Below are 25,458 nucleotides of genomic sequence, written 5' to 3' on the forward strand. Positions count from 1 at the left end.
ATCAACTCAAGTGTTTGTGGAGGAAATACCGGCTGTGGCCGGGCGGATAGTTGGCGATTTCGCCGAACACGGCATAGCCGAGCTTTGCGTAAAAGCCCGGCGCCTGGAAGCTGAAAGTGTCGAGCCAGATGCCGGTGCAGTCATGCTGGCGCGCCACCACCTCGGCCTGCTCCATCAGCTGCCGTCCCACACCCTGCCCACGCAGACGCTCGGGCACGAACAGCAGTTCGACGAACATCCAGCCAAAGCCGATGCGGGCGGTCAGCCCGCCATCGGTGGCACCTGTTTCGGGATGGCGCAGCATGAGACCTATCGTGCCGAACTGCCCGGTAAAATCCGGCGTCTGGCTGCGATTGAAGGCAACGAGACCATCCACCACCGCCTGGCGGCTTTCCGGCCGCAATTCGGCCTCGTAGACGATCTCGCTCATGGCTTCAGAGCCAGGGGCGGTCGGCCGCCATCTTGCTTTCGAAGCTGGTGATCGACGGATCGGACTTCAGCGTGCCGGCAATATCGTCCAGCCCTTCGAGCAGGATCTGCTTGCGGCTCGGGTCGATATCGAAGTGGATGGTGCCGCCATCGGGACCCTTGATGGTCTGGGTTTCCAGATCCACGGTCAGCGTCGCATTGGAGCCGCGCTCGGCATCGTCGAGCAGCAGCTTGAGCTGGTCGGGGGTGACCACCAGCGGCAGGATGCCGTTCTTGAAGCAGTTATTGTAGAAGATGTCGGCAAAGCTGGTCGAGATCACGCAGCGGATGCCGAAATCGAGCAGCGCCCAGGGCGCATGTTCGCGGCTCGAGCCACAGCCGAAATTGTCGCCAGCCACGATGATGCTCGCCTGGCGATAGCTTGGCTTGTTGAGCACGAAATCGGGATTCTCGGTGCCATCCTCGTTATAGCGCATCTCGCTGAACAGCGCCGAGCCCAGGCCCGTCCGCTTGATCGTCTTGAGATACTGCTTGGGGATGATCATGTCGGTGTCGATATTGATGATCGGCAGCGGCGCCGCGACCCCGGTCAGGCTAGTGAACTTGTCCATGAACAAACCTCGCTTTGGCGAAGGGTCATCGCGCGAAAGCAGGGTTTGGGTCAAGTCGGGAATGGGCAGAAGCGTTCGGCGAGGTACTGCTGAGTACGCCGGAGGCGCAGTCGTCTCCCTCCCCCTTGTGGGGAGGGATCAAGGGTGGGGGTGAGTCAGGGGAGTGGAGTTTGCCGAAACACCCCCACCCGACCCCTTCGAGGCCACCCTCACCACAAGGGGGAGGGAGCGCCGACTGATATATCCGTTAAGCCGCCAGGCTCTCCCGGGCGCTCACGCCCAGCATCAGGTTCAGATTCTGCACCGCGGCGCCCGACGCGCCCTTGCCCAGATTGTCATAGACCGCCACCAGCACGGCCTGCGCCCGCGCGTCATTGGCAAAGACATGCAGCGTCATCGTATTGGTGTCGTTATGCGCCTGCGGATCCAGCGCCGGCGTCCGGGCCGCTTCCTCATAGGGCGCCACCACGACGAAACTGTCCTCGATCGCCGCGAAATGGTCGGCAATGGCGGCATGCAGCTCCCGCCCGCTCGGCACGCGGGCCAGCTGGCCCAGCTGCAGCGGCACGAAGGTGGTCATGCCCTGGGCAAAGTCACCCACCGTCGGCACGAAGAGCGGTGCGCTGTCGAGCCCTGTATAGAGCGTCATTTCCGGCACATGCTTGTGGTTGAAGGTCAGCCCATAGGGCATGAAGTGGCTGGCCGAAGCGCCCGCTGCCTCATATTCGGCGATCATCTGCTTGCCGCCGCCCGAATAACCGGAAATGCCGTTATAGCTGATGGCATGGTCGGCCGGCAGCAGGCCCGCCGCGATCAGCGGCCTTACATGGGCGATCAGCCCCTGCGGCCAGCAGCCAGGATTGCTGACGAAGCGCGCACTGGCAATGGCCTGGCTCTGTCCCTTGTCCATCTCGGCAAAGCCATAGGCCCAGCCGGGATCGACGCGGAAGGCGGTCGAGGCATCGATCACCCGCGTCGTGTCATTCTCGATCAGCGAGACGCTCTCCTTGGCCGCCTCGTCGGGCAGGCAGAGGATGGCCACGTCGGCGGCATTGAGCAGCCGCTTGCGCTCGTCCTGATCCTTGCGCTTCTCAGCAGCAATGGACAGCACTTCGAGGTCGCGCCGGCCGGCCAGGCGCTCGCGGATCTGCAGACCCGTGGTTCCGGCTTCCCCGTCGATGAAAATCTTCGCGACCATTGGCGTTTCTCCCGATGCGGCAGCGTAAATGGACCTCGCATGTGTCGAGGTCAAGACGTCACGCCGCGGCTAGAGCACGGTGTCGATCGCCTGCAGCATGGTGATCCAGCCCTTTTCGGTCCGGGAAACCCAATCGAGCCATTGCGCATCCATCTCGTGATAGAGCGTCACAATGGCGCCCGGCCCGTGCGGCTCGGGCTCGATGATCATGGTGACCAGCGAGGTCTGCTCCTCCTCGCTGGGATCGGTATACCAGGTGAAGGCGATCTTGGTTGGGCGCTCAAGCGCCGTGAAGGTGCCCCAGTGACGGGCCTCGCCGTCGGCCCGCATATCGGCGAACAGGAACTTGCCGCCCACCACCGGGTCGATTTCGCACGCCGTCATTTCCCCGCCGCTGCCCGACTGCTCGCCCCAGGCCTGCTGCCAGAGCCGCACCATGGCCGGATCGAGAAAGGCGTCATAGACACGCTCCGGGCTGGCCTTGAACCGGTGGGTGACCTTGGCTTCGATCGTGTCGGCCATCAGCTTTGCTCCTTGTTGTCGTGGGCGGCGAGCACGGCATCCATGGCCTCGAGCCCGCCCTTCCAGAAGCGTTCCTGTTGCTCGATCCATTCGCGGGCGCTGCGCAGGGATTCGGGCCGGAAGCTCAGAATGTGCTCGCGGCCTGCCTTGCGGCGGCTCACCAGTTCGGCCCGCTCCAGCAGCCGGATATGCTTGCTCACCGAATTCAGCGAAATGGCGAAGGGCGCCGCCAGTTCGGTCACGCGCGCCTCGCCCTGCGACAGGCGCTTGAGGATGGCCCGCCGCGTCGGGTCGGCCAGGGCAATGAGCGTGTGATCGAGCAGGGCATCCGGAGCTTGCATCAATATTCATCCTTATGGGTTAATATTGTCGATCCCACCCACGGTTGTCAAGCCGGTGCGCCAATGGCATTGCTTTGACCAACTGGACAAAAATCAGGGAGACGAAGATGACCCCACACAACCATGCCAAGGCGGGTGACTATGCCGAAGCCGTGCTGCTGCCGGGCGATCCCCTGCGCGCCAAGTGGATTGCCGAGACCTTTCTCGACGACGCCAAGCTGGTCAATTCGGTGCGCAATTGCCTGGGCTATACCGGCACCTACAAGGGCAAGCGCGTCTCCGTGCAGGCCACCGGCATGGGCCAGCCCTCGCTCTCGATCTATGTGCATGAGCTGATCAACGTCTATGGCCTCAAGACGCTGATCCGCGTCGGCACCTGCGGCGGCCTCAATGCCAAGGTCAAGGTCCGCGACCTGATCCTCGCCCAGGCCGCTTCGACCGACAGCGCCATCGTGCGCGACCGCTTCGGCGCCTATAATTTCGCGCCCATCGCCGATTTCGGCCTGCTGCGCGCCGCCGCTGAAAAGGCCGAGGCCAGGGGCATGCGCTACCATGCCGGCAATATGCTGAGCTCGGACATCTTCTACCATGCCGACGGCATGGCCGGTTACGACAAGCTGCCCGAACACGGCGTCATCGGCGTCGAGATGGAAGCCGCCGCGCTCTATACCCTTGCCGCCCGCTTCGGCGTTCGGGCCCTCACCATCTGCACCATGACCGATTGCCTGATCACCAAGGAAGAGATCGACGCCAACGAGCGCCAGACCTCCTTGCGCGAAATGGTGGAAGTGGCTCTCGAAGTGGCGATCGAGGCCTAGACGCAACCCTGCGCATGAGGGGAGGCCAGCTGGCGCCCCCCTCACGCGCTCGTCATAAACCCTCACCTAATCCGCCACCGTTCTGCCGATATCGCTGTGTTAACCTCCCCTTAACATCGGGGCCCGTCGCACATGCAGCTCAAGCCGAACGCCTATCGCCTCAACGAAACCGTCAAGGGCGTCGAGACGATGACCCGCTTTGCCCTGGCCGTGCTGGCTTTGGCCTCGGGCGTCTATACCTATCTCGGTGTGCGCGGCCTGCTTGATGGCTCGGCCACCTTCGTCTTCTTTGCCGCCATCATCTATTCGGCTGCCGTATCGGTGGCCATCTATGCCTTCTGGAGCTTCATGCTCCGCTTCGTGCCGCTGGTCACTTCCGGCGTGCAGCGGCTGGCTTTGTTCCTCACCATGGCCATTGGCTGCGCCATGATCATCGCCATGTCGAGCTGGCTCAACGCCGCCGCCCTCGCCGGCTCGGCCTCGCTCGAGCAGCATATGGCCGTGACGCTGCAGGGCTATGCCGAGGATCTCGACAATGCCCATGCCAATGCGCTGGCCAGCCAGAGCCTCCTGCCCGACGTGCAGCGCGCGGCCGAGCGCTTTGCCGGCCTTGCCGCCGACGAGCGCGAAAGCGGCGCCCTGACCGGCACCACCGGCTCGGGCAGCGTTGTGCAGCTGCTCACCCAGATGGGCACCCAGATGGACCAGCTGGCCGCCACCATTACCGGCTCGCGCGACGAGGTGGCTTTGCTGTTCGAACAGGGCTCGGCGCGCCTCGCCACCATGCGCGAACTGGTCTCCACACCCGGCGCCATCGAGCCGCGCTCCGACAGTTTCCAGGCCGAGGCCGTCCAGCTCTCCGCCGTCATCGCCGCGCTGCAGCAGACCGACGTCGCCTCTTCGGTCAAGCGCGCCTCGGCTGACCTCTCGGCCGGCTTCATCGCCCCCGTCGCCGATGGCGGCACCGCCGATCTTGCCAATCGGCAGGACCAGGTGATGGAAACCGTGCGCGCCTCGGTGGCCGCCCAGTCCGCGGCGCTGACCCAGGCGGCCGACGAGATTCTCGCCAATCCGCCGGTCGAGCAGCGCCGCTTCGTGCCGCTCTCCAGCGCCGAGGCGGTGATCCGCTACTGGCAGGATTTCATCCCCAGCTGGGCCGGCGCCATTTCCATCGACCTGCTGCCCGTCGTGCTGGTGCTGGTGCTGATGATCGTCAACGACGCCATGCGCAAGGATTCCGAGTCCCTCGCCGAGGCCGAGAACATCACCGCCGCCGAAATGCTGCGCGCCATGGCCCTGTTCCGCCAGATGGAGGCGGCCGGCATCGATGTGTCCACCGGCCAGCCGCGCCAGGCGCCCGCCGCGCCGGCCGAGCCCGAACCCATCGACACCGCCACCGTCACCGCCGCGGCGCCTGACGACGCCACCGTGACCCCCATCGATGCGGCACAGCGCAAGCGTACCGACGGTCCCCGCCCGGCATGAAGACCGCCGCCAACGCTCGCGCCGAGAACACCACATTCTACCGCCGCCTGCTCCACCGGGCGGCCGCGGTCGATGACGGCAATATCCTGCGCGTCGCCTTTTTCGCCCTGCTGATCGGCACTGCCTCGGTGCTCTATGTCGACTTCCGCGAGCTGACCGAAAGCGAGGGCTCGGCCCTGGCCATGCCCATGCAGCCCATCCTGCCGCCCTATGATCCGGAGGGTCCTTCCGAAGGCGCCCGCCCCAATATAACAACCAGCCCTCAAGTGCTTGAACAGCCGCTGGAAATCGCCCTGGGCACCGGTGGACAACTCACCCTGACGGGCTCGATCGAGCTCGGTTCTGCCACCCGCTTCGCTGACGAGATTGCAGCCCGGGGAGAATACGTACAGACTGTGGTTCTCGATTCCCCTGGAGGGTCGGTCGTGGATGCGCTGGCTATCGGCAGTCTGATCCATGAAAAGGGCCTTGGCACCAAGGTCGCTGCCGGCTCGCTGTGCGCCTCGTCCTGCCCCATCATCTTTGCCTCGGGCGCCACCCGCATTGCCAGCCCCGAGGCGGCCATCGGCGTGCACCAGATCTATGCCGCCGCGCTTTCGGGCGATCCGCAGAGCGCCCTGCGCGTTGCCGGCGCCGCCATGAGCGATGCCCAGACCACCACCGCCGAGATCATCAGCCACCTCACGAAAACCGGCGTCGATCCGGCCCTGTGGCTGCATGCCCTCGAGACACCGCCCGACCGGCTCTATTACTTCACGGCAGAGGAGATGACGCGTCTCAAGCTTGTCACGCAACTGGCAGACAATTGATCGCCTGACAGCGGAACCGGCGGAGGACCGGACCGTTCCATCAGGTTAGCAAGCATATTGGCGGGGAGGCCAATAATGACTCAGATTCATACCCTTACACGACACCGCGATATCCAGAACTGGGTGACCGATCGGCATGGCATTCCGGCAATTGCCCGGGTGCGCAACCGCTTCGGCGAAGAGCGCGCCCAGCTCAAGCTGAGCTTCCAGCGCCGCAACCGGCCGGGCCTCGCCAGCCAGGATGAGGGCCTCAGCCCCTGTTCCTGGACCGCCTGGCTTGCCGAACTCGACCGCCAGCAGCTGGCTCTGCAGGTCGACATGGCAGCCGACGATTGCGCCATCGTCGAGCGTCGCGCGGCGAGCTGACCGGCACGCGAGCCCACCGCTAACCCCCGGACCTGATCCGGGGGCTATTTCGCTTTCCTTTGCGTGACGTCACCCCGCCATCCGCGGCGGAGGCTGGTCTGCGCCAATCCGGCATTGCGAAAATTGCTGCTTCGGGGTCAATAGGCCGACCCTGACGATTCCCGAGACCTCATGAGCCGGCCCCAGATCGCCCTTGTCCTGCATGCCCTGCTGCTGATCGGGGCGCTGGCCTATCTGGTCCCCGCCTTGACCCGGACCTTTGGCGGCCCCACCGGCTATCTGCTGTCGCTGCTCGCCTATTGGCTCGGCTTCTGCCTGCCGGTTATCGCCCTGCATGTGCGCGGACGGCGCAGTCCACACCTCTTTTCCGAGCGGCTGGCCTGGCGGGACTGGTTCATCCCAGCTCTCCTGCTATTGCAGCTGGGCGTGATCAGCCTCGTGGCGATGACGCCCCATACCTCCATGCTGACCACGCATGGCGCCATGCTCGCGGCGCTGATCGGCGTTATCAATGGTCCGCTCGAAGAGATCGCCTGGCGCGGCGGCTTCATGACCCGCTTTGCCGATCGGCCGCGCCTGGGCTTCTGGCTCGGCTGGCTGCTCTTTACCCTCTGGCATGTGCCGCTGGCGCTGAGCCACGATATCGTCTTCGAGGGCGGCTGGATGGCGTTGGTCGGCGGCGCGGCCGCGCTGGGCCTGTTCTGGAACTGGATCGCCTGGCGCACCGGTTCGGTCTTCTGGACATCCATCGCCCACGCCCTCACCAATATTATGGCCTTCTGGGTGCTGTTCGACGGCAACGGCTTCGTATGAGCCGGCGGCGGCAGTTCGCGCCAGCCGCCGGCCCCAGGGTCAATCCAGCCCATCCCTGTTGCGATAGTCGAACTGCTTGCGCATGGCGTCGAGCAGCATGGGCGGCGGCTGGCGCCTTTTGAGCACGGCATGCAGGTCCAGCGGCTCGAGGCCGATATCATAGAGCAGCCGGCTGTCGAGCCGGGACAGCATGATATGGGTCTGGGCGGCCCGGTTTTGCCGGCGCATCCGCACCTGCAGGCGCAGCAGGCGCCACTTGAAAGCAGTCAGGGATGTGAGGCGCGGACGGGCGTCAAAACGCAGGCCGCTGTCGATAACGGTCATTGAACTTCTCCTGAAAACCAGGGGCCATGCCGCGGCATGGCCCTTGGCTATTGGTGGGATGGATCAGGCAGCCAGCTGCGGCAGGCAGTGGTGGCAGATGGCGCCGATATGGCGGTGATCGGTGCCGCAGCACCCGCCGATCACCCGTATATTGGGCAGCAGCGGCAGGATGCGCTGGTAGCGCTGCGCCAGGTCCTGCCAGTCACCGATATCGAGCACCTCGCTCTCATCGAGCTCGGCATGGCTCTTCATCGAGGCATTGACGCGCAGGCCCCCGATCCGGTCCACCCAGCTCCCCGCATGACGGATGGTGCTGGCGAAGTGGATCGGATGCACGCAGTTGATCATGTAATAGGCCGGTGTCCCGCCGGTGGCCGCCTCCACTTCACCAATCGCCTGGCCCAGCGGCTTGCCGCCGGGCAGCCTGCCATCGGTTTCGAGCGTGAAGGACAGCACGCATGGCAGCCCCGCCGCCGCGGCCAGCTTGGCAATGCCGATTGCCTCGGGCGTATTGGTGAGCGTATAGGCCGTCACCAGGTCCGCCTCGGCTTCGGCAAAGGCTGCCACCTGCCCGTCATGATAGCGCATGGCCTCCTCGACGCTCATCGCGCCATCATATTGCCAGGCATCGCGCCGCGGCCCGATGGCCCCGCTCACCACCGTGGGCACGCCTGAAGCATGAAAGCTCTCGGCCACGTCGCGGCAGAAGCGGACCGCCCCGATATTGACCGCACGCAGGCGCTCGGCATCATAGCCCACCAGCGCACCCCAATCGGGATTGGCCCGCCAGGTATTGGTGTCGAACAGGAAGCCCTGTCCGGCATTGCGGGCAATCCCGATATAGGGCTGGTAATATTCGCGCATCGCCTGCCGGCCCTGCTCGCTGTCATTGAGCTGGAACACGCTGAAATGGGGTAGGTCATGCCCTTCGTTGAAGATCATATGCGTTTCGATACCGCCATCGGTGACGAACATCTGTCCGGATAGCTGTGGCAGGGTCTTGCTCTGCTTTGCCATTGGGGCCTCCATTGCGACTTGATTTAGCCAGTGAGGCGGCGCTACACCTTGGCCGCCGGTGGTCAAGTGATGCCCCGGATCGGCAGCGCGCATCTAGCAGACTTGCGGTCCAGTCTGTTGCAGCCTGCTATTTCCTTTTGCGATCAATAGTTTGCAGTGCCAGGCGGGCCCACGACCGCGTTTTCGCCCGCATTGCAAAGCTCAAAAACTGTACTGGCGGTACAGTCAGCAGCGAGGGCGGACCCATGTTCAGGAAGGCGACCAAGGGGCAGGAAACCCGCGAACGGCTCCTGGCCATTGCCGAAACCTCGGTACTGGCCAAGGGCTTTGCCGCCACCTCGATCGAGGAGGTAATCGCCGAGGCGGGCATCACCAAGTCCGGCTTTTTCTATCATTTCTCCGACAAGAATGCCCTGGCCCACGAAATGCTGCAGCGCTACGTGGCCGCCAATGACGAGATCTTCGAGGAGCTGTTCGGCCGCGGCGCCGAACTCGCCGATGACCCGCTGCAGAGCTTTCTCATCGGCCTCAAGCTCTTGGCCGAGACCATGGCAGACCTGCCCAATGGCCATCCGGGGTGCCTCATTGCCAGCGTCTGCTATCAGGAGCGCCTGTTCGACCACACCGTGCGCCAGCTCACCGCCGACTCGGTCCACAAGTGGAATGCCTTCTTCCGCGCGCGCATCGACGCCATCGCCGCCGCCCATCCCCCGGCCGAGCCGGTCGACCTCGATCAACTCGCCGGCATGATGAGCTGCATCGTCGATGGCGGCATCATCATGAGCAAGACGCTGGGCGACCCATCTATCCTGCCCAAGCAGATCCTGCTGTTCCGCAGCTATGTCAAACTGCTGTTCCAGCCCTGAGGCTTGACCGCGGCGCCGCTGCTGGACGAATCCGCGCCGCCCGTCCTTGCGCAAGCCCCCAAAAACCCGCTATGTGCCCCGCCAAGGTGTACCCACCAGTACGGCGAGGAGCTTTCCCATCATGGCCACCCATTCCCTATTCCTTTTGCCCGGCGACGGCATCGGCACCGAGATCATGGTCGAGGTCGAAAAGCTGATTGCCTGGACCAATGCCGAGCAGCTCACCGATTTCTCGACCGATACGGGCCTGGCCGGCGGCGCCGCCTATGACGCCCATCAGGTCGCCATCACCGATGAGGATACCGAGAAGGCCAAGGCCGCCGACGCGGTGATCTTCGGCGCCGTGGGCGGCCCCAAATGGGACAATGTCCCCTATGAGCACCGCCCGGAAGCCGCGCTCCTGCGCCTGCGCAAGGAAATGGCCGTCTTCGCCAATCTGCGCCCCGCCATCTGCTACCCGGCCCTGGCCGATGCCTCCTCGCTCAAGCGCGAGCTTGTCGAAGGCCTCGATATTCTCATCGTGCGCGAGCTGACCGGCGGCGTCTATTTCGGCGAGCCCAAGACCATCACCGATCTCGGCGATGGCCAAAAGCGCGCCATCGACACCCAGGTCTACGAGACCTACGAGATCGACCGCATCGCCCGCGTCGCCTTCGACCTCGCCCGCACCCGCAACAACAAGGTGCACTCGGCCGACAAGAAGAATGTCATGAAGTCCGGCGTGCTCTGGGACGAAGTGGTCAAGGGCGTCGGCAAGGACTATGCCGATGTCGAGCTGCACCACATCCTGGCCGACAATGCCGCGATGCAGCTGGTGCGCAATCCCAAGCAGTTCGACGTCATGGTCACCGATAACCTGTTCGGCGACATCCTCTCCGACGTCGCCGCCATGCTGACCGGCTCGCTCGGCATGCTGCCCTCGGCGTCACTGGGCGCGCCCGATCCGGTCACCGGCAAGCGCAAGGCCTTCTACGAGCCCGTGCACGGCTCGGCCCCCGACATTGCCGGCAAGGGCATTGCCAACCCCATCGCCATGATCGCCTCGGTCGCCATGGCCCTGCGCTACAGCTTCGGCATGATCGAGCTGGCCACCAATATCGAAAACGCCATCTCCGCCGTGCTCTCGGACGGCCTGCGCACCGGCGACATCGCCCAGGACAACCGAAGGACCGTCGGCACCGAGGAAATGGGCGCAGCCATCCTGGCCAAGCTGAAGTCGTAACCGGCCTTTCAGTCGACACCCTCCCCCGTCAAGGGGGAGGTGCCGCGCGGTCGGTGCTCATCCATCTTGAACAACAAAAAGCCCCGGCGCTCGCGCACCGGGGCTTTTGCAATTCATGCGGCCAGCGGCTTACTCGGCGGCAGGCGCTTCGTCGGCAGCGGCTTCCTCGACCGGAGCGGCCTTGGGAGCGTTCTTGGCTTCTTCGATGGCGGCAGCCTTGGCGGCCTTCTCGTCAGCGCGTGCCACGGCCTTTTCGCCCGGCTTGCCCTTGTTGGGGTTGCTGCGGGCTTCGCGGTTGGCAACGCCAGCCGTGTCGAGGAAGCGCAGCACGCGGTCGGTCGGCTGGGCGCCGACGCTCAGCCAATGCTTGGCACGCTCGACATTGAGCACCACGCGGCCTTCATTGTCCTTGGCCAGCAGCGGGTTGAACGTGCCGAGCTTTTCGATGAAGCGGCCGTCGCGGGGCGAGCGGGCATCGGCAACGACGATATGGTAGAACGGGCGCTTCTTGGTGCCACCACGGGCGAGACGGAGCTTGAGGGCCATTTTGGTATCCTTGAGTTAGGTTGAGACGATTATTTCTTCTTGCCCAGGCCGGGAAGGCCGGGGAAACGGGGAACACCGCCGAGCCCGGGCAGGCCCGAACCGGAGGTCTTGAGCAGCGCGCCGACATCGCTCGGCAGCTTCTCGGTCAGCTGGGGCGTCTGCACCGAGGGCAGGCCCTTGAGCTGGTTGGGGTCGATGCCGGCCTGGCGGGCCATGGCCTCAAGCTGGGCCGGGTCCATCTTGCTCATGTCGGGCATGCCGCCGAGCATATTGCCCATCTTGCCGCCGAACATGCCGCCCAGCGCACCCATGCCGCCCTTGCCGACCTTCTTCATCATGTCGGCCATCTGGCGGTGCTGCTTGGCGAGCTTGTTGATCTCGCTCACCTCGACGCCCGCGCCGGCGGCAATGCGCTTGCGGCGGCTGGCATTGAGCAGGTCGGGATTGGCGCGCTCTTTCTTGGTCATCGAATTGATGATGGCGATCTGGCGATCGAACACCTTCTCGTCGACATTGGAATTGGCCATGGCCTTCTTGAGCTGGCCGGCGCCGGGCAGCATGCCCATCAACCCGCCCATGCCACCCATCTTCTTCATCTGGATGAGCTGGTTGCGCAGGTCGTCGAGGTCGAAGCTGCCCTTCTTGAGCTTGCGCGCCATCTTCTGCGCGTCTTCGGCCGAGACATGCTCGGCGGCCTTTTCGACCAGCGAGACGATGTCGCCCATGCCCAGGATTCGGTCGGCAATACGCGAAGGATGGAAATCCTCCAGCGCATCCATCTTTTCGCCGACGCCGATCAGCTTGATCGGCTTGCCGGTCGCCGCGCGCATCGAGAGCGCCGCGCCGCCACGGCCATCGCCGTCGACGCGCGTCATCACGATGCCGGTCACATCGAGCCGGCTGTCAAAGCTGCGCGCGACATTGATCGCGTCCTGGCCCGTCAGCGCATCGACGACCAGCAGGATTTCATGCGGGCTGGCGATGGCCTTGATCTCGGCCGTCTCGGCCATCAGCTCTTCGTCGATATGGGTGCGGCCGGCCGTATCGAGGATCAGCACGTCATAGCCGCCCAGGCGCGCCTCGCGCTCGGCGCGGCGGGCGATCTGCACCGGCGTTTCCGTCGTGACGATGGCCAGCGTATCGACGCCCACCTGCTCGCCCAGCACCCGCAGCTGCTCCATGGCGGCCGGACGGCGCGTATCGAGCGAGGCGAGCAGCACCTTCTTCTTGTTGCGCTCGGTCAGCCGCTTGGCGATCTTGGCAGTGGTCGTGGTCTTGCCCGAGCCCTGCAGGCCCACCATCAGCAGCGTGACCGGCGCCTTGGCATTGAGGTCGATCGGCACGGCATCCGAGCCGAGCACGGCGACCAGCTCGTCATTGACGATCTTGACGACCTGCTGGCCTGGCGTCACCGAACGGGTCACCTCGGCGCCCACGGCGCGCTCGCGCACCTGCTCGACAAACGCCCGGACCACTTCGAGCGAAACGTCGGCCTCGATCAGCGCGCGGCGAATCTCGCGCATCGCCGCATCGACGTCGGCGGCATTGAGCGCACCGCGTCCGCGCAGTCCTTCGAAGATTTTGCCAAGCCGGTCGCTTAAGCTCTCAAACATTGTCCGTCCTTGTTCTCACCGGTCGATCCGGCAGAGATAGGATCCATCAGTCCAAACGCCAAACCCACCCGCGGGCGCAACGCGCTGGCGGATGGTGGCCTCCGGGATCGGTTTATACCCCTGGGGGGTCCCGGTCGGCTGGTCAGGAGCAAAGCCTGATGAATGGGCGCGGTGTAGGGGAAACCACCCGCTGAGTCAAGGAAAGCGCAAGCGGCCCGGCGGCGCGACCCCCGCGTTACCCATCGCCACCGATTCTGTGCACCGGTTAAGGAACTTGTGCCAAATGCCCGCTACAATCGGGCCCACCACGTCAATTTCGGACGATCAGCCAATGAGCCTGCCGGCAGGGCCGACCCTGACCAATGCCACCACGAGCGCCCCTGCGGCGCTCGATTTTGTGTTGTTCGACAGTCTGGCGACGGCCGAGCCGGCCTGGCGCGCGCTCGAAGCCGTGGCCGTGCTCACCCCCTATCAGCGCTTTGACTGGCTTGCGGGCCTCGTCGCCTCGGGGCTCGAAAGCGGTGCTGGCCTCTGCGTCGCGCTGATCCGCCGCAACGGCCGCGCCGTGGCCCTCCTGCCCCTGCGCATCACCCGCCGCTTCGGTCTCGCCACCGCCCAGATGCTGGGCACCGACCAGTCCAATTGCGACTGGCTGGTCACCCTGCCCGATTTCACCCCCGACGCCGCCCAGCTGCGCGATCTGCTCGCCCGCATCGGCCGTGAGGCCGGGGGCATCGATATTCTCTCCCTGCTCAATCAGCCGGCGCAATGGCAGGGCAAGCCCAATGCCATGCTGGCGCTGGGCCGCTCGCCCGGCGCCTCCAATCTCTACACCGCCACCATCGGCCCCACCCCGGTGCCCTATATCGAGCATCGCCTCGCCACCAAGCGCCGCAGCAATATCAAGCGCGGCATCCGCCGGCTGGTCGAGCTCCACGGCCCGGTCCGGGTGGTCCGCGTCGGCGATGCGGCGACGCTCGACAAGGTCCACGCCGCCTTCCTCGCGCAGCGCGCCCTGCGCTTTGAGGAAATGGGCATCCGCAACATCTTTGCCGAACCCGGTTTCATGCGCTTCTTCCGCCAGCTCGCCATCGACAGCTTCGACGAGGCGCGGCCGGCGCTGACGCTGCATGCGCTCTATGCGGGTGACGAAATCCTCGCCACCTGCTGGGGCGCCATGGCCGGCAATCATTATTCCCAATATATCAATTCCACCGCCGCCGGCACGGCGGCCAAATATAGCCTCATGGCCGTGCTGATTGCCGAGGTGATGGACGATCTGACCCAGTCGGGCATCATCACCTTCGACATGGGCCTGGGCGATTTCGAGTACAAGGTCGAGTGGACCGAGCCCGAGCCGGTCTTTCACAGCGTCATCGCGCTGACCGCCAGGGGCCGGATCGCCGCACGCCTGCTTGAGCAACGCGCTGCCATCAAGCGGGTGATCAAGCAGACGCCCGCCCTCTGGTCCGCCGCCCGCGCCCTGCGCCGCCAGCTGCTGCGCTTCCGCGGCAGGCCCTGACATGAGCGCCGTCCCTTCCCTGGCGGGGTCGGATCCCGCCCCAAGGGTCACCCTGGGCGATGCCCATGCCGTGTCCCTGCCGGCCTGGCAGGCCCTGGCATCGGCCGGGGGCAATGGCTTCATGCATCCCGCCGCCCTCGCTGCCGCCGCCAAGGCCGGCGCCGATATCGTGACGCTCTGCGCCTGGCGCGGCGAGGCCCTGGTGGGCTTCTGGGCCCTCCGTCGGCGCCGGCCGCAGCCCCTCCTGCCGGTGCAGCTTGAAGCCCTGCCCTATGACTATGCCTTCCTCTCGACGCCCCTGCTCGCCCAGGGCGAAGCCGCTGCGGTCATGCCGGCTTTCCTGGCCGCCATCGCCGCCACCCCAGATCTGCCCAAGGCGCTCTGGCTCAAGGATTTCGATGCCGATGGCCCGGGCCTTGCAGCGCTGGCTGCCCTGCCGCAGATCAGCACTCGCCGGCTGAGCCGCCCCGTGGCCACAAGGGAGCAGGGCATCAAGCCCAGCGGCTCCACCCGCAAGAAACTGCGCCAGCATTTCAACCGGCTGGCCGCTCTCGGTTCCGTCGACATCGTCGATCATCGCGCGCCGGAGGCAATCGGCGCCGCTCTGGACCGTTTCCTCGTGCTCGAAGCGGCCAGCTGGAAAGGCGGCAAGGGCACCGCGCTTTCCAGCAAGCCCGCCGATGCCGGCTTTGCCCGCCGCATGTTCACCGGCCTCGCCGAGACCGGCGCCGCCTCGATCATCGAGCTGCGGCTCGATGGCGCCGTGCTGGCCAGCCAGGTCCTGCTCTATTGCGGGCCGCATGCCTTCACCTGGAAGATCGCCTTCGACGGCGCCTTTGCCAAATATTCGCCGGGTTCGGTCCTCGTCGACAGGCTCACCGAGACCCTGTTGGCCGGCGACATCACCCTGATCGATTCCTGCGCGCTGGACAGCGGCTTCATGGGCCAGCTCTTCAGCGGCCGTAAGACCACGGTCGATCTCGTCCTCTCGGCCACGCCGCGTCCCGGCCTGTCCTATCGCCTCGCCGCCGCCTATCAACAGGCCTACCACCAACTGCGCCAGTGGCGCGATCAGCTGCGCGCCCGCCGCTAGAAAGCAGCCAGGCAAAAAGGCGGCCCGGATTTCTCCGGGCCGCTCCAATCGATCAGTCGACCCGCCTTACATGCCGATCTGCTTGGGCTTGGCCTTGTCGCGGTAATAGTAGTTGGCATCCTTGCCCAGCACGAGAGAGCGGATCAGCTTGCGCAGGCCCTCGCTCTTGCGCAGCGGCGCGGCCAGCAGCGCCAGCCCCTGCACGGCGGCAACCTTGAGCCCGTCCAGCACCGGGCTGACGCCGGGCGCCTTTTGCGGGAAGCCACGGTCGCGCAGCATGGAATTGGCGACATAGAGGTGGTTGCGGCGCTTCACCTCGGGCGTCTTCCAGGTAATGGCCAGCGAGATGGAATAGGTGTCCTTGGTCTTGACCCAGTGCGGCCAGATATAGGGCACGAAGACGCCCTCGCCCGGCTGCAGCTCATTGATCGTGCCCTTGGGGGCAAAGGCCTCGTCGAACTTGAGGTTGCGATGCTTGGTGATCGCATGCTCGATCTGGTCTTCGCTGGCGATCGAGCGGTCACTGTTGTCATAGATGGCAAACTGCTTGTCGCCATGCACCTGCACGAAGAAATTGTCCTCGCTGTCGAGATGGAAGGGCGTGGTCGAATTGGGCGAGGACACGAACATGAAGCCCTGGATATCGGTAAACCGCGCATCCCTGGCACTGGCAAAGCCCTGCGCCACCGCCACCGAGGCCAGGGCCTCCTCGAGCAGGGCCTTGTAGGTCGGGTGATGCTCGACGCGCTTGAGCACCATCCAGGCGCCGGCGGTCTCGATCTGCTTGATCACCTCTTCGGGGTCGAGATCGACCAGGGGCGTCGAGGACGGGTCCTGGCTGACATTGGCCTTGCCCGAATTGTATTCGATGCGATCGCGCGGCAGCGTCTTGACCAGGTCGAGCATGGCCGGCAGCGTCAGGCGCGGATCGCCCGCCAGGCCATGGCGGATGCGGAACGGCTGGTTGGGAAACAGCGCCTTGAAGGCAGAGTCGTCAGCGGTCAGCAGCGGTGTCGTCATGTCCTGGTCTCCTTGACTGTCTTGATACGGTGCACCAGCCCCTTGAGCTGGCTGCGCAGGCCGCGTCGCGCGGCCATCAGCGCCACGATGGCGCCGGCAATGGGGTCATTGGCATGGGTGGGGATCAGCATGTCGCCCACGCAGAGGCGCTCGCGCCACACATGGTCGATCATCGGATGGCCGGCATCGGCGGTGGAATCGACCAGCGCAATGCCCGGATCGGCCGCGAACAGCCGCGTCAGCTCCACCGTCAGCTGCACGCCGGGCGAGTAGCGCGCCAGCGTCTCGTCATAGGCGATCTTGAAGAACAGGGCGCGGTTCCCCTGCTGCAGCACAATGCCCGAGGCGACAGCCCGGTCATCGACGCGCAGTTCGGCAATAGTGAAAACGCCTGCACCGGCAGCCTCGCGCGCAAAGGCGGCGTCATCCGCCCTCTGGCCCAGCCCGGTTCCCGCCTGGCCCTTCCAGCCGCGCGCTTCCAGTGCGAAGAACCGCTCCAGCGCCGCAGTCACCGCGGCCGGATCGCGCGCCACGGTGAAGGCAACCTTGCCCTCCTCTTCGAGCCGGTTGCGCAGCCGGCGCAGGTCCTTGAGTCTTTTTGAGCCGAAGCCGCCCCGAAGATAGCTCTCCGCGTCCTGGCTGGCGTCGAGCGCCGCGCGCTCGTGTTCATTGTGTATCGTGGCGACCAGGCCGCGGGTCTTCATGGCGGCTGAGAGCGCACCAAAGGCCGGTCCATCCAGTGTCATGGCGGGCAGCGAGAGCAGACGCGCCCCGGCTGATTTCGCGGCATCGATCAGCGCCCCGGCCGCCTGTTCGGCATGCGCGCCGCACAGCAGCGGCAGGGTGAGCGGACTATAGGGCTGCTGGGCCACCAGCGCCGGCACCGGCAGGCGCAGCGCCGACCACGCCCAGACGACCGGCAGCAAGCCGGTAAGCCGCGCCCCATTATGGGCGAGCAAGGCTTGTGGACTGCTTTGCTTGGGGCCGCAGCCAAAGGCGGGCAGCGCATAGCCCGATGCAAAGAACGCATTGGGTTCGATGGCGGTCTCGGCCAGCCCGTCCCAGGCCGCACGGGGGACCTGGTCGAGCGGCAGCGTGCTGGCGGGGCCCGGCGTCGCGATGACCCCGGCCGGCAGATTGCCCGCGCTTTCGATCGCTGTTCCGCTCATCTCGGCCGCTTCTCCCACTCTCTCGCCTGCACAAATAGCGGGAATGGTGCAGCCATGGGCAAAAGCTTCCGACCCTGGTTAAAGCGCCATGAGCGGGAAGTCTTTACGGCATATGAACAATTGTCCGCCGGACGCCTGCCGCATGGCCCTCGCGCCGGCCTGCCACTGGCAATTTTCACCGGCATCGGCCATATAGGGGCCAATCCTACCAAACCTCAGGCGAGGCAGACTGTGAGCGGCGTGCCGTTTCTCAAGATGAACGGGCTGGGCAACCAGATCATCGTGGTCGACATGCGCGGCCGCCCGGGCCGTGTCACGCCCGAAGCCGCCATTGCCATCAATGCGACGCCCGGCACCAAATTCGATCAGATCATGGCCATCCATGATCCCAAGGTCCCCGGCACCGCCGCCTATATCGACATCATCAATTCCGATGGCTCGCGCGCCCAGGCCTGTGGCAACGGCATGCGCTGCGTCACCCAGTTTCTGGCCTCGGAAGGCGTTCATCAGTCGTTCACCTTCGAGACCGTGGCAGGGATTTTGTTTGGCGAAGTCATGGCGGATGGGTTGATCACCGTCGACATGGGCACGCCAAAGTTCGCCTGGTACGACATTCCCCTGGCCGAGGAATTCGCCGATACCCGCAAGATCGAGCTGCAGATCGGCCCCATCGACGCGCCGGTCCTGCACTCGCCATCGGTCGCCTCCATGGGCAATCCGCAGGCCACCTTCTGGGTCAACCAGGACGTCTGGAGCTATGCGCTCGACCGCTTCGGCCCCATGCTGGAAAACCATCCGATCTTCCCCGAGCGCGCAAATATCTCGATCGCTCAGGTACTTGCGCCAGACCGCATCATCCTGCGCACCTGGGAACGCGGCGCCGGCCTCACCGAGGCCTGCGGCACTGCCGCCTGCGCCGCCGTGGTCAACGGTGCCCGCACCCGCCGCACCGCCCGCAAGGCCACCGTCACCCTGCCGGGCGGCGACCTGCTGATCGAGTGGCGCGACGATGACCACGTCGTGCTCACCGGCCCGGCCGAGCTGGAATGGACCGGCACGCTCGACCCGGCCACAGGCGCCTGGACCCGCACCGAGGCCGCGGCCTGATGGCCGTCGAAACCCTGACATTCGGCTGCCGGCTCAATGCCTATGAAGCCGAGGTGATGAAGGCCGAAGCCGTCAAGGCGGGGCTGGAAAACGCCGTGATCATCAACACCTGCGCCGTCACCGCCGAGGCCGTCAAGCAGGCAAGGCAGGCCGTGCGCAAGGCGCGCCGCGACCATCCCGATGCCCGCATCATCGTCACCGGCTGCGCCGCCCAGACCGAGGCGCGCAGCTTTGGCGACATGCCCGAAGTCGACCTCGTTATCGGCAACAACGACAAGATGAAGGCCGCCAGCTACACCCCCATGGTGTTCGGCACCCCCCTTAACGACAAGGTCCAGGTCAACGACATCATGAGCGTGCGGGAAACTGCCGGCCACCTGATCGAGGGCATGGACGGCCGCGCCCGCGCCTTCGTCCAGGTGCAGAATGGCTGCGACCACCGCTGCACCTTCTGCATCATCCCCTTCGGCCGCGGCCCTTCGCGCTCGGTACCCATGGGCATGGTGGTCGACCAGGTCAAAAAGCTCGTCGCCAATGGCTATCGCGAAGTGGTGCTGACCGGCGTCGACATCACCTCCTATGGCCCCGACCTGCCCGGCGCGCCGACCCTGGGCAAGCTGACCCAGTCCATCCTTCGCCACGTGCCCGACCTGCCGCGCCTGCGCATTTCCTCCATCGACTCCATCGAAGCCGATGACGCCCTCTACGACGCCGTCGCCAGCGACCACCGCCTGATGCCGCATCTGCATCTGTCCCTGCAGTCGGGCGACGACATGATCCTGAAGCGCATGAAGCGCCGCCACAGCCGCGACGACGCGCTGGCCATCGTCGCCAAGCTGCGCGCGCTCCGCTCCGACATGGTCTTCGGCGCCGATATCATTGCCGGCTTCCCCACCGAAGACGATGCGATGTTCGAAAACACCCTGCGCATCGTCACCGAAGCCGACCTGACCTATCTGCACGTCTTCCCCTATTCGCCGCGCGAAGGCACGCCGGCCGCGCGCATGCCGCAGGTCGACCCCCAGATCGCCAGAAAACGTGCAGCACGCTTGCGGCAAACCGGCAGCATGCAGCTGGCAAAACTCAGTTCTGCCCGCGTCGGCCAGGTTGAAAATGTGCTGATCGAGCGCAACGACCTCGGCCGCACCGAACAGTTCCTTCCCATCGCCGTACCCGGCACGCAACCGGGCGAATTGCTGGCCGTTCGGGTCACGGGCGTCACCGCCGATGGCCTTGTCGGCGAAGCGCTGCGCGAAGCCGCCTGATTCAGGGCACGGACCTAAAGGCATAGTATGACCGAGAAAAAGCCGGGATTCTTCAAGCGCTTGTTTGGCGGCGAAACGCCCGCCCAGCCGCCCGCGCCGCCCGAAACGCTGCCCGGGCCGACCCCGGTTCCGGAGCCCGTTGCCCCCACGCCGGCGCCACCCCCGGACCTTGTTCCCGAGCACGAACCCGTCCCCCTGCCGGGCCCGCCCGAGACCACGCCGGACTATATCGAGGACATCGAGGAACAGGCCGCTGCGCCCGCGCAAGCCATTGAAGAACCCACGGTTTTCGTACCCCTCGACCCGCCCGCCGTGGTGGAAGTCCCGCTCGAACAGCCGCGCCAGGGCTGGTTCGCCCGCCTGGCTTCCGGCCTCAAGCGCTCCTCCGACCAGCTCACCGGCTCGATCACCTCGGTCTTCACCAAGCGCAAGCTCGATGCCGCGACCCTCGACGAGCTGGAAGACGTCCTGATCCAGGCCGATCTCGGCATCGAGACGGCCATGGCCATCACCGAAACGCTGCGCCGCGACCGCTTCGATCGCGACGTGACCGGCGAGGACGTCCGCGCCGTGCTCGCCGCCGAGGTCGAAAAAGTGCTGGGCCTCGTGGCCCGGCCACTGGTCATCGACCCTTCGCAAAAGCCCTTCGTCATCCTGATGATCGGGGTCAACGGCTCGGGCAAGACCACCACCATCGGCAAGCTGGCGCAGAAACTGGCCGATGAAGGCCGCTCGGTCATGCTGGCGGCCGGCGACACCTTCCGCGCCGCCGCTATCGAGCAGCTGCAGATCTGGGGCCAGCGCACCAATGCGCCGGTCATCTCGCGCCCCGCCGGCGCCGACGCCTCGGGCCTTGCCTTCGACGCCGTGACCCAGGCCCGCGCCGAGGGGCGCGACGTGCTGATCATCGACACCGCCGGGCGCCTGCAAAACCGTGACGAGCTGATGAACGAGCTCGAAAAGGTCATCCGCGTCATCAAGAAGGTCGACCCTAGCGCGCCGCACGCAACGCTGCTGACGCTCGACGCCACGACCGGGCAGAATGCGCTCAAGCAGGTCGAGATTTTCGGCCAGCGCGCCGGGGTCACGGGCCTCGTGATGACCAAGCTCGACGGCACGGCGCGTGGCGGCATTCTCGTGGCCATCGCGCGCAAATTCGGCCTGCCGGTGCATTTCATCGGCGTCGGCGAAAGCGTGGGCGATCTCGAACCCTTTACCGCGTCCGAGTTTGCCCGGGCCATTGCGGGAGGCGATTAGCCGCAATCTTAACACGCTTGCGGTCTATGCCGACCTTGCAAGCCGGGGCGCTTGCCCTCACATTGCCCCTGTTGCCATTAGAGATTTGCCATGACCGAGAATGCCGAGCCGGAGATCAACTGGGACGAGCTTCGCCCCCAGCTCATCAAGATGGCACTCGAACTGGGTCCGCTGGTCGTCTTCTTCATCATGAATGCGCGGGCCGACATTTTTGTCGCCACGGCCTGGTTCATGGGCGCCATGCTGATCTCGCTGGCCGCAAGCTGGCTGATCCTCAAGAAGATCGCCGTGATGCCGCTGGTTACCGGCGTCGTGGTGCTGGTCTTCGGCGGCCTGACGCTATGGCTACAGGACGACACGTTCATCAAGATCAAGCCCACCATCACCAATGGCCTGTTCGCCACGGTGCTGCTGGGCGGCCTGCTGTTCGGGCATTCGCTGCTGAAATATGTCTTCGGTGATGTCTACAAGCTGCGCCCCGAGGGCTGGAGCAAGCTGACGCTCAACTGGGGCCTGTTTTTCGTCGTGCTGGCGGTGCTGAACGAAATCCTCTGGCGCAACTTCCCCACCGATTTCTGGGTCGCCTTCAAGGTCTGGGGCGTGATGCCGCTGACCGTGATCTTCTCGATCAGCCAGGTAAGCCTGCTCAACAAGTATGCGCCGGCGGCCGAGCCGAAGCACGTGCCGCCCATCGTGGTGGAGAGCTAGCCGAAGACGCCGATGACCACGCCGTCGATCAGCAGCACGCCAAGCAGATAGCCGCCATCGATGAGGGTCCGCGTCCAGGGCGCACCTTCATAGCGGTGATTGATGATCATCGATGTGATGACAAAGCCCAGCCACATATGGGCACCCACGATCAGCCCATTGGTCACACTGGTTGTTTCCAGCAGGGCCGGCGTCAGCAAGGCGATGAAATAGGCCATGACGAAGAGCAGCGCCGCCGACCAGATAAACGGCGTGTAATCGTTGCCCATCGTCTCCTTTGTCTTGCCGATAGCGGCAAGCCATTGCTTTGACAGGGCCATGTACCAGGCGGCACCAAAAGCGAAGCTGGCGACGGTCGCCAGGACCACGGCCAGCCAGTTGACGGCAAAATGCGACATGTTGAACTCCCCCGAAGCACTGTTGTGCGCGGGAGATATTAGCGCGTGACGGGCCGTCCTGCCACGCCCCCGGCGCTATGCGCCAACAGCATTGCGATGGCCTACAGCCCGCCCATCTTGCAGATCAGGTCCCATTCTTCCGGGGACACTTTCGAGACTGAAAGCCGGGACAACTTGACCAGTTCGAGATTGGCCAGTTCCGGCGTGGCCTTGACCGTCGCCAGGGTCACCGGCTTGGGCAGGGGCTTGACCGCTTCGACATCGACGCATTCCCAGACGATGTTGCCCTTGTCATTGGGCTCGGCCGTGCTGTCGGGATGGGCCAGGGCGATCACCTTGATGATGCCCACGATCTCCTTGCCGATATTGGAATGGTAGAAGAAGGCCAGGTCGCCCAGCGCCATCGCCTTCATGTTGTTGCGCGCGGTGTAGTTGCGCACGCCATGCCACTGCTCGGGCTCGCCGCGCTTGGTCTTGGCCATCATGTCATCGAAGGAGAAGACGTCCGGCTCCGATTTCATCAACCAATAGGCCATCGCATCACACCTTCGGGGACATGTGGTCGTAGGCCAGCCGCCAGGGCTTGATCTCGACACTGTCGAAGATCCCCTCGGAGACGAATGGGTCGGCATTGAAGATCGCCGTGGCGGCCTCGAGCGTTTCGGCTTCGATCACCACCAGCGAGCCCTCGGGCGTGCCTTCCGCATTGAGCAGCGCCCCGGCCAGCCGCAGCTGCTGACCCAGGCTATCCAGATGCTGCAAATGCACCGGGCGCACGGCCAGGCGCGTGTCGATCGTGCCCGGCCTGTCCTTGGCGATCATGGCAAACAGCATTGAAGTCAGTCCTCTCGTTTGAGCGGGCGGGCCATCAGCCCCGCCACCACTGTGGCAATATCGGCCTGGCCGCTCAAGACGGCATGCACGGCCTGGATCAGCGGCGCATCGACATCAAGGCTCCGGGCCAGCGCCTCGGCGACCGGCGTGGTGGAGACGCCTTCCGCGAGCTTGGCGCCACCGGCCATGATCGTCTCGACGGAGAGCCCCCGGCCCAGCGCCATGCCGAACTGGTAATTGCGCGACTGCACCGAGGTGCAGGTCAGCGTCAGATCGCCGAGCCCCGCCAACCCGGTCAGCGTGCTGGCCGAGCCCCCCATGGCCGAGACCATCCGTGCCATTTCGGCAAAAGCCCGGGCAATCAGCGCCGAGCGAGCCGACGCGCCCAGTTCTGCGCCTTCAATGGCGCCACAGGCCAGTGCGTAGACATTCTTGAGCGCGCCGGCGATCTCCACCCCGATGCGGTCATCGGCGGCATAGGGCCGGAAGCTCGGGCCAGCCAGGGCCGCCGCAAGCATCGAAGTATCGCCGGCATCGTCCCCTGCCAGCGTCACAGCGGTCGGCCGACCGGCCGCCACATCGGCCGCAAAGCTGGGGCCGGACAGCACATAGGGAACGGCGTCGGGCGCCATGTCGGCGAGGATTTCGCTCTGCCGGTCGAGCGTACCGGTTTCAAGACCCTTGGCCGACAGCACCACCGGCTTGCCGGCAAGCAGCGCCGGATCGAGCGCCCCCAAGGCGGCCCGGCTCGACTGCGCCGGTACGGCGAGGATGACGAAATCGGCCATGCCGGCCCGCGCGGTGGCAATAATGGCTTCGTGCAGGCGCTGCTCGCCCAGATAGCTGCGATTGGTCCGCACGCTGTTGATTTCTGCGACCTGGGCGGCGTCGCGCGCCACCAGCGATACCTGCCGGCCCGCCATGGCTGCAGCCTGCGCCAGGGCCGTGCCCCAGGCGCCCCCGCCAATGACGCTGACAGTTTCAAGCCGCATCGGGCGCTATCCTCATGTCGTCGAGATCCAGCGGCCAGCGCGGACGCGCGGTGAAATCTAGCCCATCCTGCGCCCCAAGCGCAAAGCGCTCGGCCCCCGCCCAGGCGACCATGGCGCCATTGTCGGTGCAAAGCGCGATCGGCGGTACCACGAGCGTCGCGCCAGCCGCAGCACAAACCGCCTGCAATGCCGCGGCAATGGTCCGGTTGGCGGCAACGCCGCCGGCCACGACCAATTGCATCTTCTGTCCGGGATAGTCGGCCGCAAGCCGCTCCAGCGCCTGGCGCGATCGCGTCGCCACCACATCGGCCACCGCCTGCTGGAAGCTGGCGGCAATGTCAGCGACATCCTGGTCGCTGAGCGGCGCCAGCGCCTCCGCCTGCAGCCGCACGGCGGTCTTGAGACCGGAAAAGGAGAAATCGAGCCGCGCCTCGCGCAGCAGCGGCCGCGGAAACTTGAACCGCTTGGCATCGCCTGACTTGGCGATCTGCTCGACCGCCGGACCGCCGGGATGACCAAGGCTGAGCAGCTTGGCGACCTTGTCGAAGGCCTCGCCAAGCGCATCGTCGATCGTCGTGCCCCAGCGCTCGTAATCGCCCACGCCCCGCACCAGCACGAACTGGCTGTGTCCGCCCGAGACCAGCAGCATCAGATAGGGAAATTGCACGCCATCGGTCAGTCGCGCCGTCAGGGCATGGGCCTCGAGGTGATTGACCGCGATCAGCGGCTTGCCCAGCGCCGCGGCAAGCGCCTTGGCGGTGGTGAGACCCACCAGCACGCCCCCGATCAACCCCGGACCGGCTGTCGCCGCAATGGCGTCGACATCGGCCAGGTCGATCCCCGCCTCCCGGCAGGCCTGGGTGATGATATGGTCGAGCCAGGTGACATGGGCCCGCGCCGCAAGCTCGGGCACGACGCCGCCGAATGCCGCATGTTCATCGAGCTGGCTGCGGACCACATTGGAACGAATCGTTGCCCTGCCGGATTGGTCGCGCATGACCACGGCGGCCGCGGTTTCGTCGCAGCTGGTCTCTATGCCGAGGATGATCGCTGGCGCTTGCCCGGTCACGACGAACTGGTTACTCCCTGAGGGTGTCTCTGCCTACTATAGGA

29 protein-coding genes are annotated in these 25,458 nt (G+C 65.4%); 13 read left to right on the top strand and 16 right to left on the bottom strand.

The window, feature by feature from the left end; genetic code table 11:
- Nucleotide 1 precedes the first annotated feature (1 nt).
- The 5 genes from ACLI1C_RS19335 to ACLI1C_RS19355 form a co-directional block, all read right to left on the bottom strand.
- The gene (locus tag ACLI1C_RS19335; RefSeq protein WP_411399201.1) at nucleotides 2-430 is read right to left on the bottom strand and encodes a GNAT family N-acetyltransferase; all 429 of its coding nucleotides are present in this window, start codon (nucleotides 428-430) and stop codon (nucleotides 2-4) included.
- A gap of 4 nt (nucleotides 431-434) precedes the next feature.
- Nucleotides 435-1,040 carry a 3-isopropylmalate dehydratase small subunit gene (gene leuD, locus ACLI1C_RS19340; RefSeq protein ID WP_411399202.1) on the bottom strand — a complete coding sequence of 202 codons (606 nt, stop codon included), beginning with the start codon at nucleotides 1,038-1,040 and terminating at the stop codon, nucleotides 435-437.
- 247 nt (nucleotides 1,041-1,287) lie between these two features.
- Complete coding sequence (argC, locus tag ACLI1C_RS19345; RefSeq protein WP_411399203.1) at nucleotides 1,288-2,238, bottom strand: N-acetyl-gamma-glutamyl-phosphate reductase; 951 nt, start codon at nucleotides 2,236-2,238, stop codon at nucleotides 1,288-1,290.
- 69 nt (nucleotides 2,239-2,307) lie between these two features.
- Nucleotides 2,308-2,760 carry an SRPBCC family protein gene (locus ACLI1C_RS19350; protein ID WP_411399204.1) on the bottom strand — a complete coding sequence of 151 codons (453 nt, stop codon included), beginning with the start codon at nucleotides 2,758-2,760 and terminating at the stop codon, nucleotides 2,308-2,310.
- Nucleotides 2,760-3,101 carry an ArsR/SmtB family transcription factor gene (locus tag ACLI1C_RS19355; protein ID WP_411399205.1) on the bottom strand — a complete coding sequence of 114 codons (342 nt, stop codon included), beginning with the start codon at nucleotides 3,099-3,101 and terminating at the stop codon, nucleotides 2,760-2,762. The genes ACLI1C_RS19350 and ACLI1C_RS19355 overlap by 1 nt, the downstream gene beginning before the upstream one ends.
- Before the next feature lie 107 nt (nucleotides 3,102-3,208).
- Here ACLI1C_RS19355 and deoD point away from each other — a divergent pair, with 107 nt between their 5' ends.
- From deoD to ACLI1C_RS19380, 5 genes are all read left to right on the top strand, one after another.
- Nucleotides 3,209-3,919 (top strand): purine-nucleoside phosphorylase, encoded by a 711-nt coding sequence (deoD, locus tag ACLI1C_RS19360; protein ID WP_411399206.1) that lies wholly within the window; start codon nucleotides 3,209-3,211, stop codon nucleotides 3,917-3,919.
- Between the two features lie 132 nt (nucleotides 3,920-4,051).
- Nucleotides 4,052-5,404 (top strand): hypothetical protein, encoded by a 1,353-nt coding sequence (locus tag ACLI1C_RS19365; RefSeq protein WP_411399207.1) that lies wholly within the window; start codon nucleotides 4,052-4,054, stop codon nucleotides 5,402-5,404.
- The gene (locus tag ACLI1C_RS19370) at nucleotides 5,401-6,213 is read left to right on the top strand and encodes an ATP-dependent Clp protease proteolytic subunit (RefSeq protein WP_411399208.1); all 813 of its coding nucleotides are present in this window, start codon (nucleotides 5,401-5,403) and stop codon (nucleotides 6,211-6,213) included. Before ACLI1C_RS19365 ends, ACLI1C_RS19370 begins: the two co-directional genes overlap by 4 nt.
- Before the next feature lie 75 nt (nucleotides 6,214-6,288).
- The gene (locus ACLI1C_RS19375; protein WP_411399209.1) at nucleotides 6,289-6,579 is read left to right on the top strand and encodes a hypothetical protein; all 291 of its coding nucleotides are present in this window, start codon (nucleotides 6,289-6,291) and stop codon (nucleotides 6,577-6,579) included.
- 171 nt (nucleotides 6,580-6,750) lie between these two features.
- On the top strand, nucleotides 6,751-7,392 hold the full coding sequence (locus tag ACLI1C_RS19380; RefSeq protein WP_411399210.1) for a lysostaphin resistance A-like protein: 642 nt from the start codon (nucleotides 6,751-6,753) through the stop codon (nucleotides 7,390-7,392).
- A gap of 39 nt (nucleotides 7,393-7,431) precedes the next feature.
- On the opposite strand, the gene ACLI1C_RS19385 is transcribed toward ACLI1C_RS19380, so the two are convergent.
- Nucleotides 7,432-7,716, bottom strand: coding sequence for a hypothetical protein (locus tag ACLI1C_RS19385; protein WP_411399211.1), 285 nt, complete (start codon nucleotides 7,714-7,716; stop codon nucleotides 7,432-7,434).
- A 63-nt stretch (nucleotides 7,717-7,779) separates the two neighbouring features.
- Nucleotides 7,780-8,733, bottom strand: a complete 954-nt coding sequence (locus ACLI1C_RS19390; RefSeq protein ID WP_411399212.1) for a homocysteine S-methyltransferase family protein — start codon at nucleotides 8,731-8,733, stop codon at nucleotides 7,780-7,782.
- A 245-nt stretch (nucleotides 8,734-8,978) separates the two neighbouring features.
- Between ACLI1C_RS19390 and ACLI1C_RS19395 the strand changes: the two genes are divergently transcribed.
- Nucleotides 8,979-9,599 carry a TetR/AcrR family transcriptional regulator gene (locus tag ACLI1C_RS19395; protein WP_411399213.1) on the top strand — a complete coding sequence of 207 codons (621 nt, stop codon included), beginning with the start codon at nucleotides 8,979-8,981 and terminating at the stop codon, nucleotides 9,597-9,599.
- 121 nt (nucleotides 9,600-9,720) lie between these two features.
- A complete protein-coding gene (gene leuB, locus ACLI1C_RS19400; RefSeq protein ID WP_411399214.1) occupies nucleotides 9,721-10,821 on the top strand; it encodes a 3-isopropylmalate dehydrogenase in 1,101 nt (366 codons plus the stop codon).
- Between the two features lie 129 nt (nucleotides 10,822-10,950).
- Here leuB and rpsP read toward each other — a convergent pair whose 3' ends face one another.
- Nucleotides 10,951-11,367, bottom strand: a complete 417-nt coding sequence (rpsP, locus tag ACLI1C_RS19405; RefSeq protein WP_411399215.1) for a 30S ribosomal protein S16 — start codon at nucleotides 11,365-11,367, stop codon at nucleotides 10,951-10,953.
- Nucleotides 11,368-11,396: 29 nt separating this feature from the next.
- Nucleotides 11,397-12,980, bottom strand: a complete 1,584-nt coding sequence (gene ffh / locus ACLI1C_RS19410) for a signal recognition particle protein (protein WP_411399216.1) — start codon at nucleotides 12,978-12,980, stop codon at nucleotides 11,397-11,399.
- A gap of 331 nt (nucleotides 12,981-13,311) precedes the next feature.
- On the opposite strand from ffh, the gene ACLI1C_RS19415 reads away from it, so the two are divergent.
- Both ACLI1C_RS19415 and ACLI1C_RS19420 read left to right on the top strand, forming a co-directional pair.
- Nucleotides 13,312-14,502, top strand: coding sequence for a GNAT family N-acetyltransferase (locus tag ACLI1C_RS19415; RefSeq protein ID WP_411399217.1), 1,191 nt, complete (start codon nucleotides 13,312-13,314; stop codon nucleotides 14,500-14,502).
- 1 nt (nucleotide 14,503) lies between these two features.
- The gene (locus tag ACLI1C_RS19420; RefSeq protein ID WP_411399218.1) at nucleotides 14,504-15,595 is read left to right on the top strand and encodes a GNAT family N-acetyltransferase; all 1,092 of its coding nucleotides are present in this window, start codon (nucleotides 14,504-14,506) and stop codon (nucleotides 15,593-15,595) included.
- 66 nt (nucleotides 15,596-15,661) lie between these two features.
- Here the strand turns inward: ACLI1C_RS19420 and ACLI1C_RS19425 are convergent, their stop codons facing one another.
- Nucleotides 15,662-16,615, bottom strand: a complete 954-nt coding sequence (locus ACLI1C_RS19425; RefSeq protein ID WP_411399219.1) for a cupin-like domain-containing protein — start codon at nucleotides 16,613-16,615, stop codon at nucleotides 15,662-15,664.
- Nucleotides 16,612-17,784 carry a GNAT family N-acetyltransferase gene (locus ACLI1C_RS19430; RefSeq protein ID WP_411399220.1) on the bottom strand — a complete coding sequence of 391 codons (1,173 nt, stop codon included), beginning with the start codon at nucleotides 17,782-17,784 and terminating at the stop codon, nucleotides 16,612-16,614. Before ACLI1C_RS19430 ends, ACLI1C_RS19425 begins: the two co-directional genes overlap by 4 nt.
- A 255-nt stretch (nucleotides 17,785-18,039) precedes the next feature.
- Between ACLI1C_RS19430 and dapF the strand changes: the two genes are divergently transcribed.
- The 4 genes from dapF (at nucleotide 18,040) to ACLI1C_RS19450 (ending at nucleotide 22,121) form a co-directional block, all read left to right on the top strand.
- Complete coding sequence (gene dapF, locus ACLI1C_RS19435) at nucleotides 18,040-18,891, top strand: diaminopimelate epimerase (protein WP_411399395.1); 852 nt, start codon at nucleotides 18,040-18,042, stop codon at nucleotides 18,889-18,891.
- Complete coding sequence (gene mtaB / locus ACLI1C_RS19440; RefSeq protein WP_411399221.1) at nucleotides 18,891-20,156, top strand: tRNA (N(6)-L-threonylcarbamoyladenosine(37)-C(2))-methylthiotransferase MtaB; 1,266 nt, start codon at nucleotides 18,891-18,893, stop codon at nucleotides 20,154-20,156. Before dapF ends, mtaB begins: the two co-directional genes overlap by 1 nt.
- A 27-nt stretch (nucleotides 20,157-20,183) precedes the next feature.
- Nucleotides 20,184-21,413 carry a signal recognition particle-docking protein FtsY gene (ftsY, locus tag ACLI1C_RS19445; protein ID WP_411399222.1) on the top strand — a complete coding sequence of 410 codons (1,230 nt, stop codon included), beginning with the start codon at nucleotides 20,184-20,186 and terminating at the stop codon, nucleotides 21,411-21,413.
- Between the two features lie 90 nt (nucleotides 21,414-21,503).
- Nucleotides 21,504-22,121: a septation protein A gene (locus tag ACLI1C_RS19450; protein WP_411399223.1), complete on the top strand. Its 618-nt coding sequence runs from the start codon at nucleotides 21,504-21,506 to the stop codon at nucleotides 22,119-22,121.
- Here the strand turns inward: ACLI1C_RS19450 and ACLI1C_RS19455 are convergent.
- The 5 genes from ACLI1C_RS19455 to tsaD form a co-directional block, all read right to left on the bottom strand.
- Nucleotides 22,118-22,519, bottom strand: coding sequence for a DUF1761 domain-containing protein (locus ACLI1C_RS19455; protein WP_411399224.1), 402 nt, complete (start codon nucleotides 22,517-22,519; stop codon nucleotides 22,118-22,120). The genes ACLI1C_RS19450 and ACLI1C_RS19455 overlap by 4 nt on opposite strands.
- Before the next feature lie 101 nt (nucleotides 22,520-22,620).
- Nucleotides 22,621-23,055 (bottom strand): EVE domain-containing protein, encoded by a 435-nt coding sequence (locus ACLI1C_RS19460; protein WP_411399225.1) that lies wholly within the window; start codon nucleotides 23,053-23,055, stop codon nucleotides 22,621-22,623.
- A 4-nt stretch (nucleotides 23,056-23,059) separates the two neighbouring features.
- Complete coding sequence (locus ACLI1C_RS19465) at nucleotides 23,060-23,353, bottom strand: YciI family protein (RefSeq protein WP_411399226.1); 294 nt, start codon at nucleotides 23,351-23,353, stop codon at nucleotides 23,060-23,062.
- Between the two features lie 5 nt (nucleotides 23,354-23,358).
- Nucleotides 23,359-24,345 carry an NAD(P)H-dependent glycerol-3-phosphate dehydrogenase gene (locus ACLI1C_RS19470; RefSeq protein WP_411399227.1) on the bottom strand — a complete coding sequence of 329 codons (987 nt, stop codon included), beginning with the start codon at nucleotides 24,343-24,345 and terminating at the stop codon, nucleotides 23,359-23,361.
- On the bottom strand, nucleotides 24,335-25,342 hold the full coding sequence (tsaD, locus tag ACLI1C_RS19475) for a tRNA (adenosine(37)-N6)-threonylcarbamoyltransferase complex transferase subunit TsaD (protein ID WP_411399396.1): 1,008 nt from the start codon (nucleotides 25,340-25,342) through the stop codon (nucleotides 24,335-24,337). The genes ACLI1C_RS19470 and tsaD overlap by 11 nt, the downstream gene beginning before the upstream one ends.
- Nucleotides 25,343-25,458: the final 116 nt, after the last annotated feature.

Origin of the sequence: Devosia sp. XGJD_8 (assembly GCF_046614475.1) — a bacterium.
Lineage (GTDB): Bacteria > Pseudomonadota > Alphaproteobacteria > Rhizobiales > Devosiaceae > Devosia.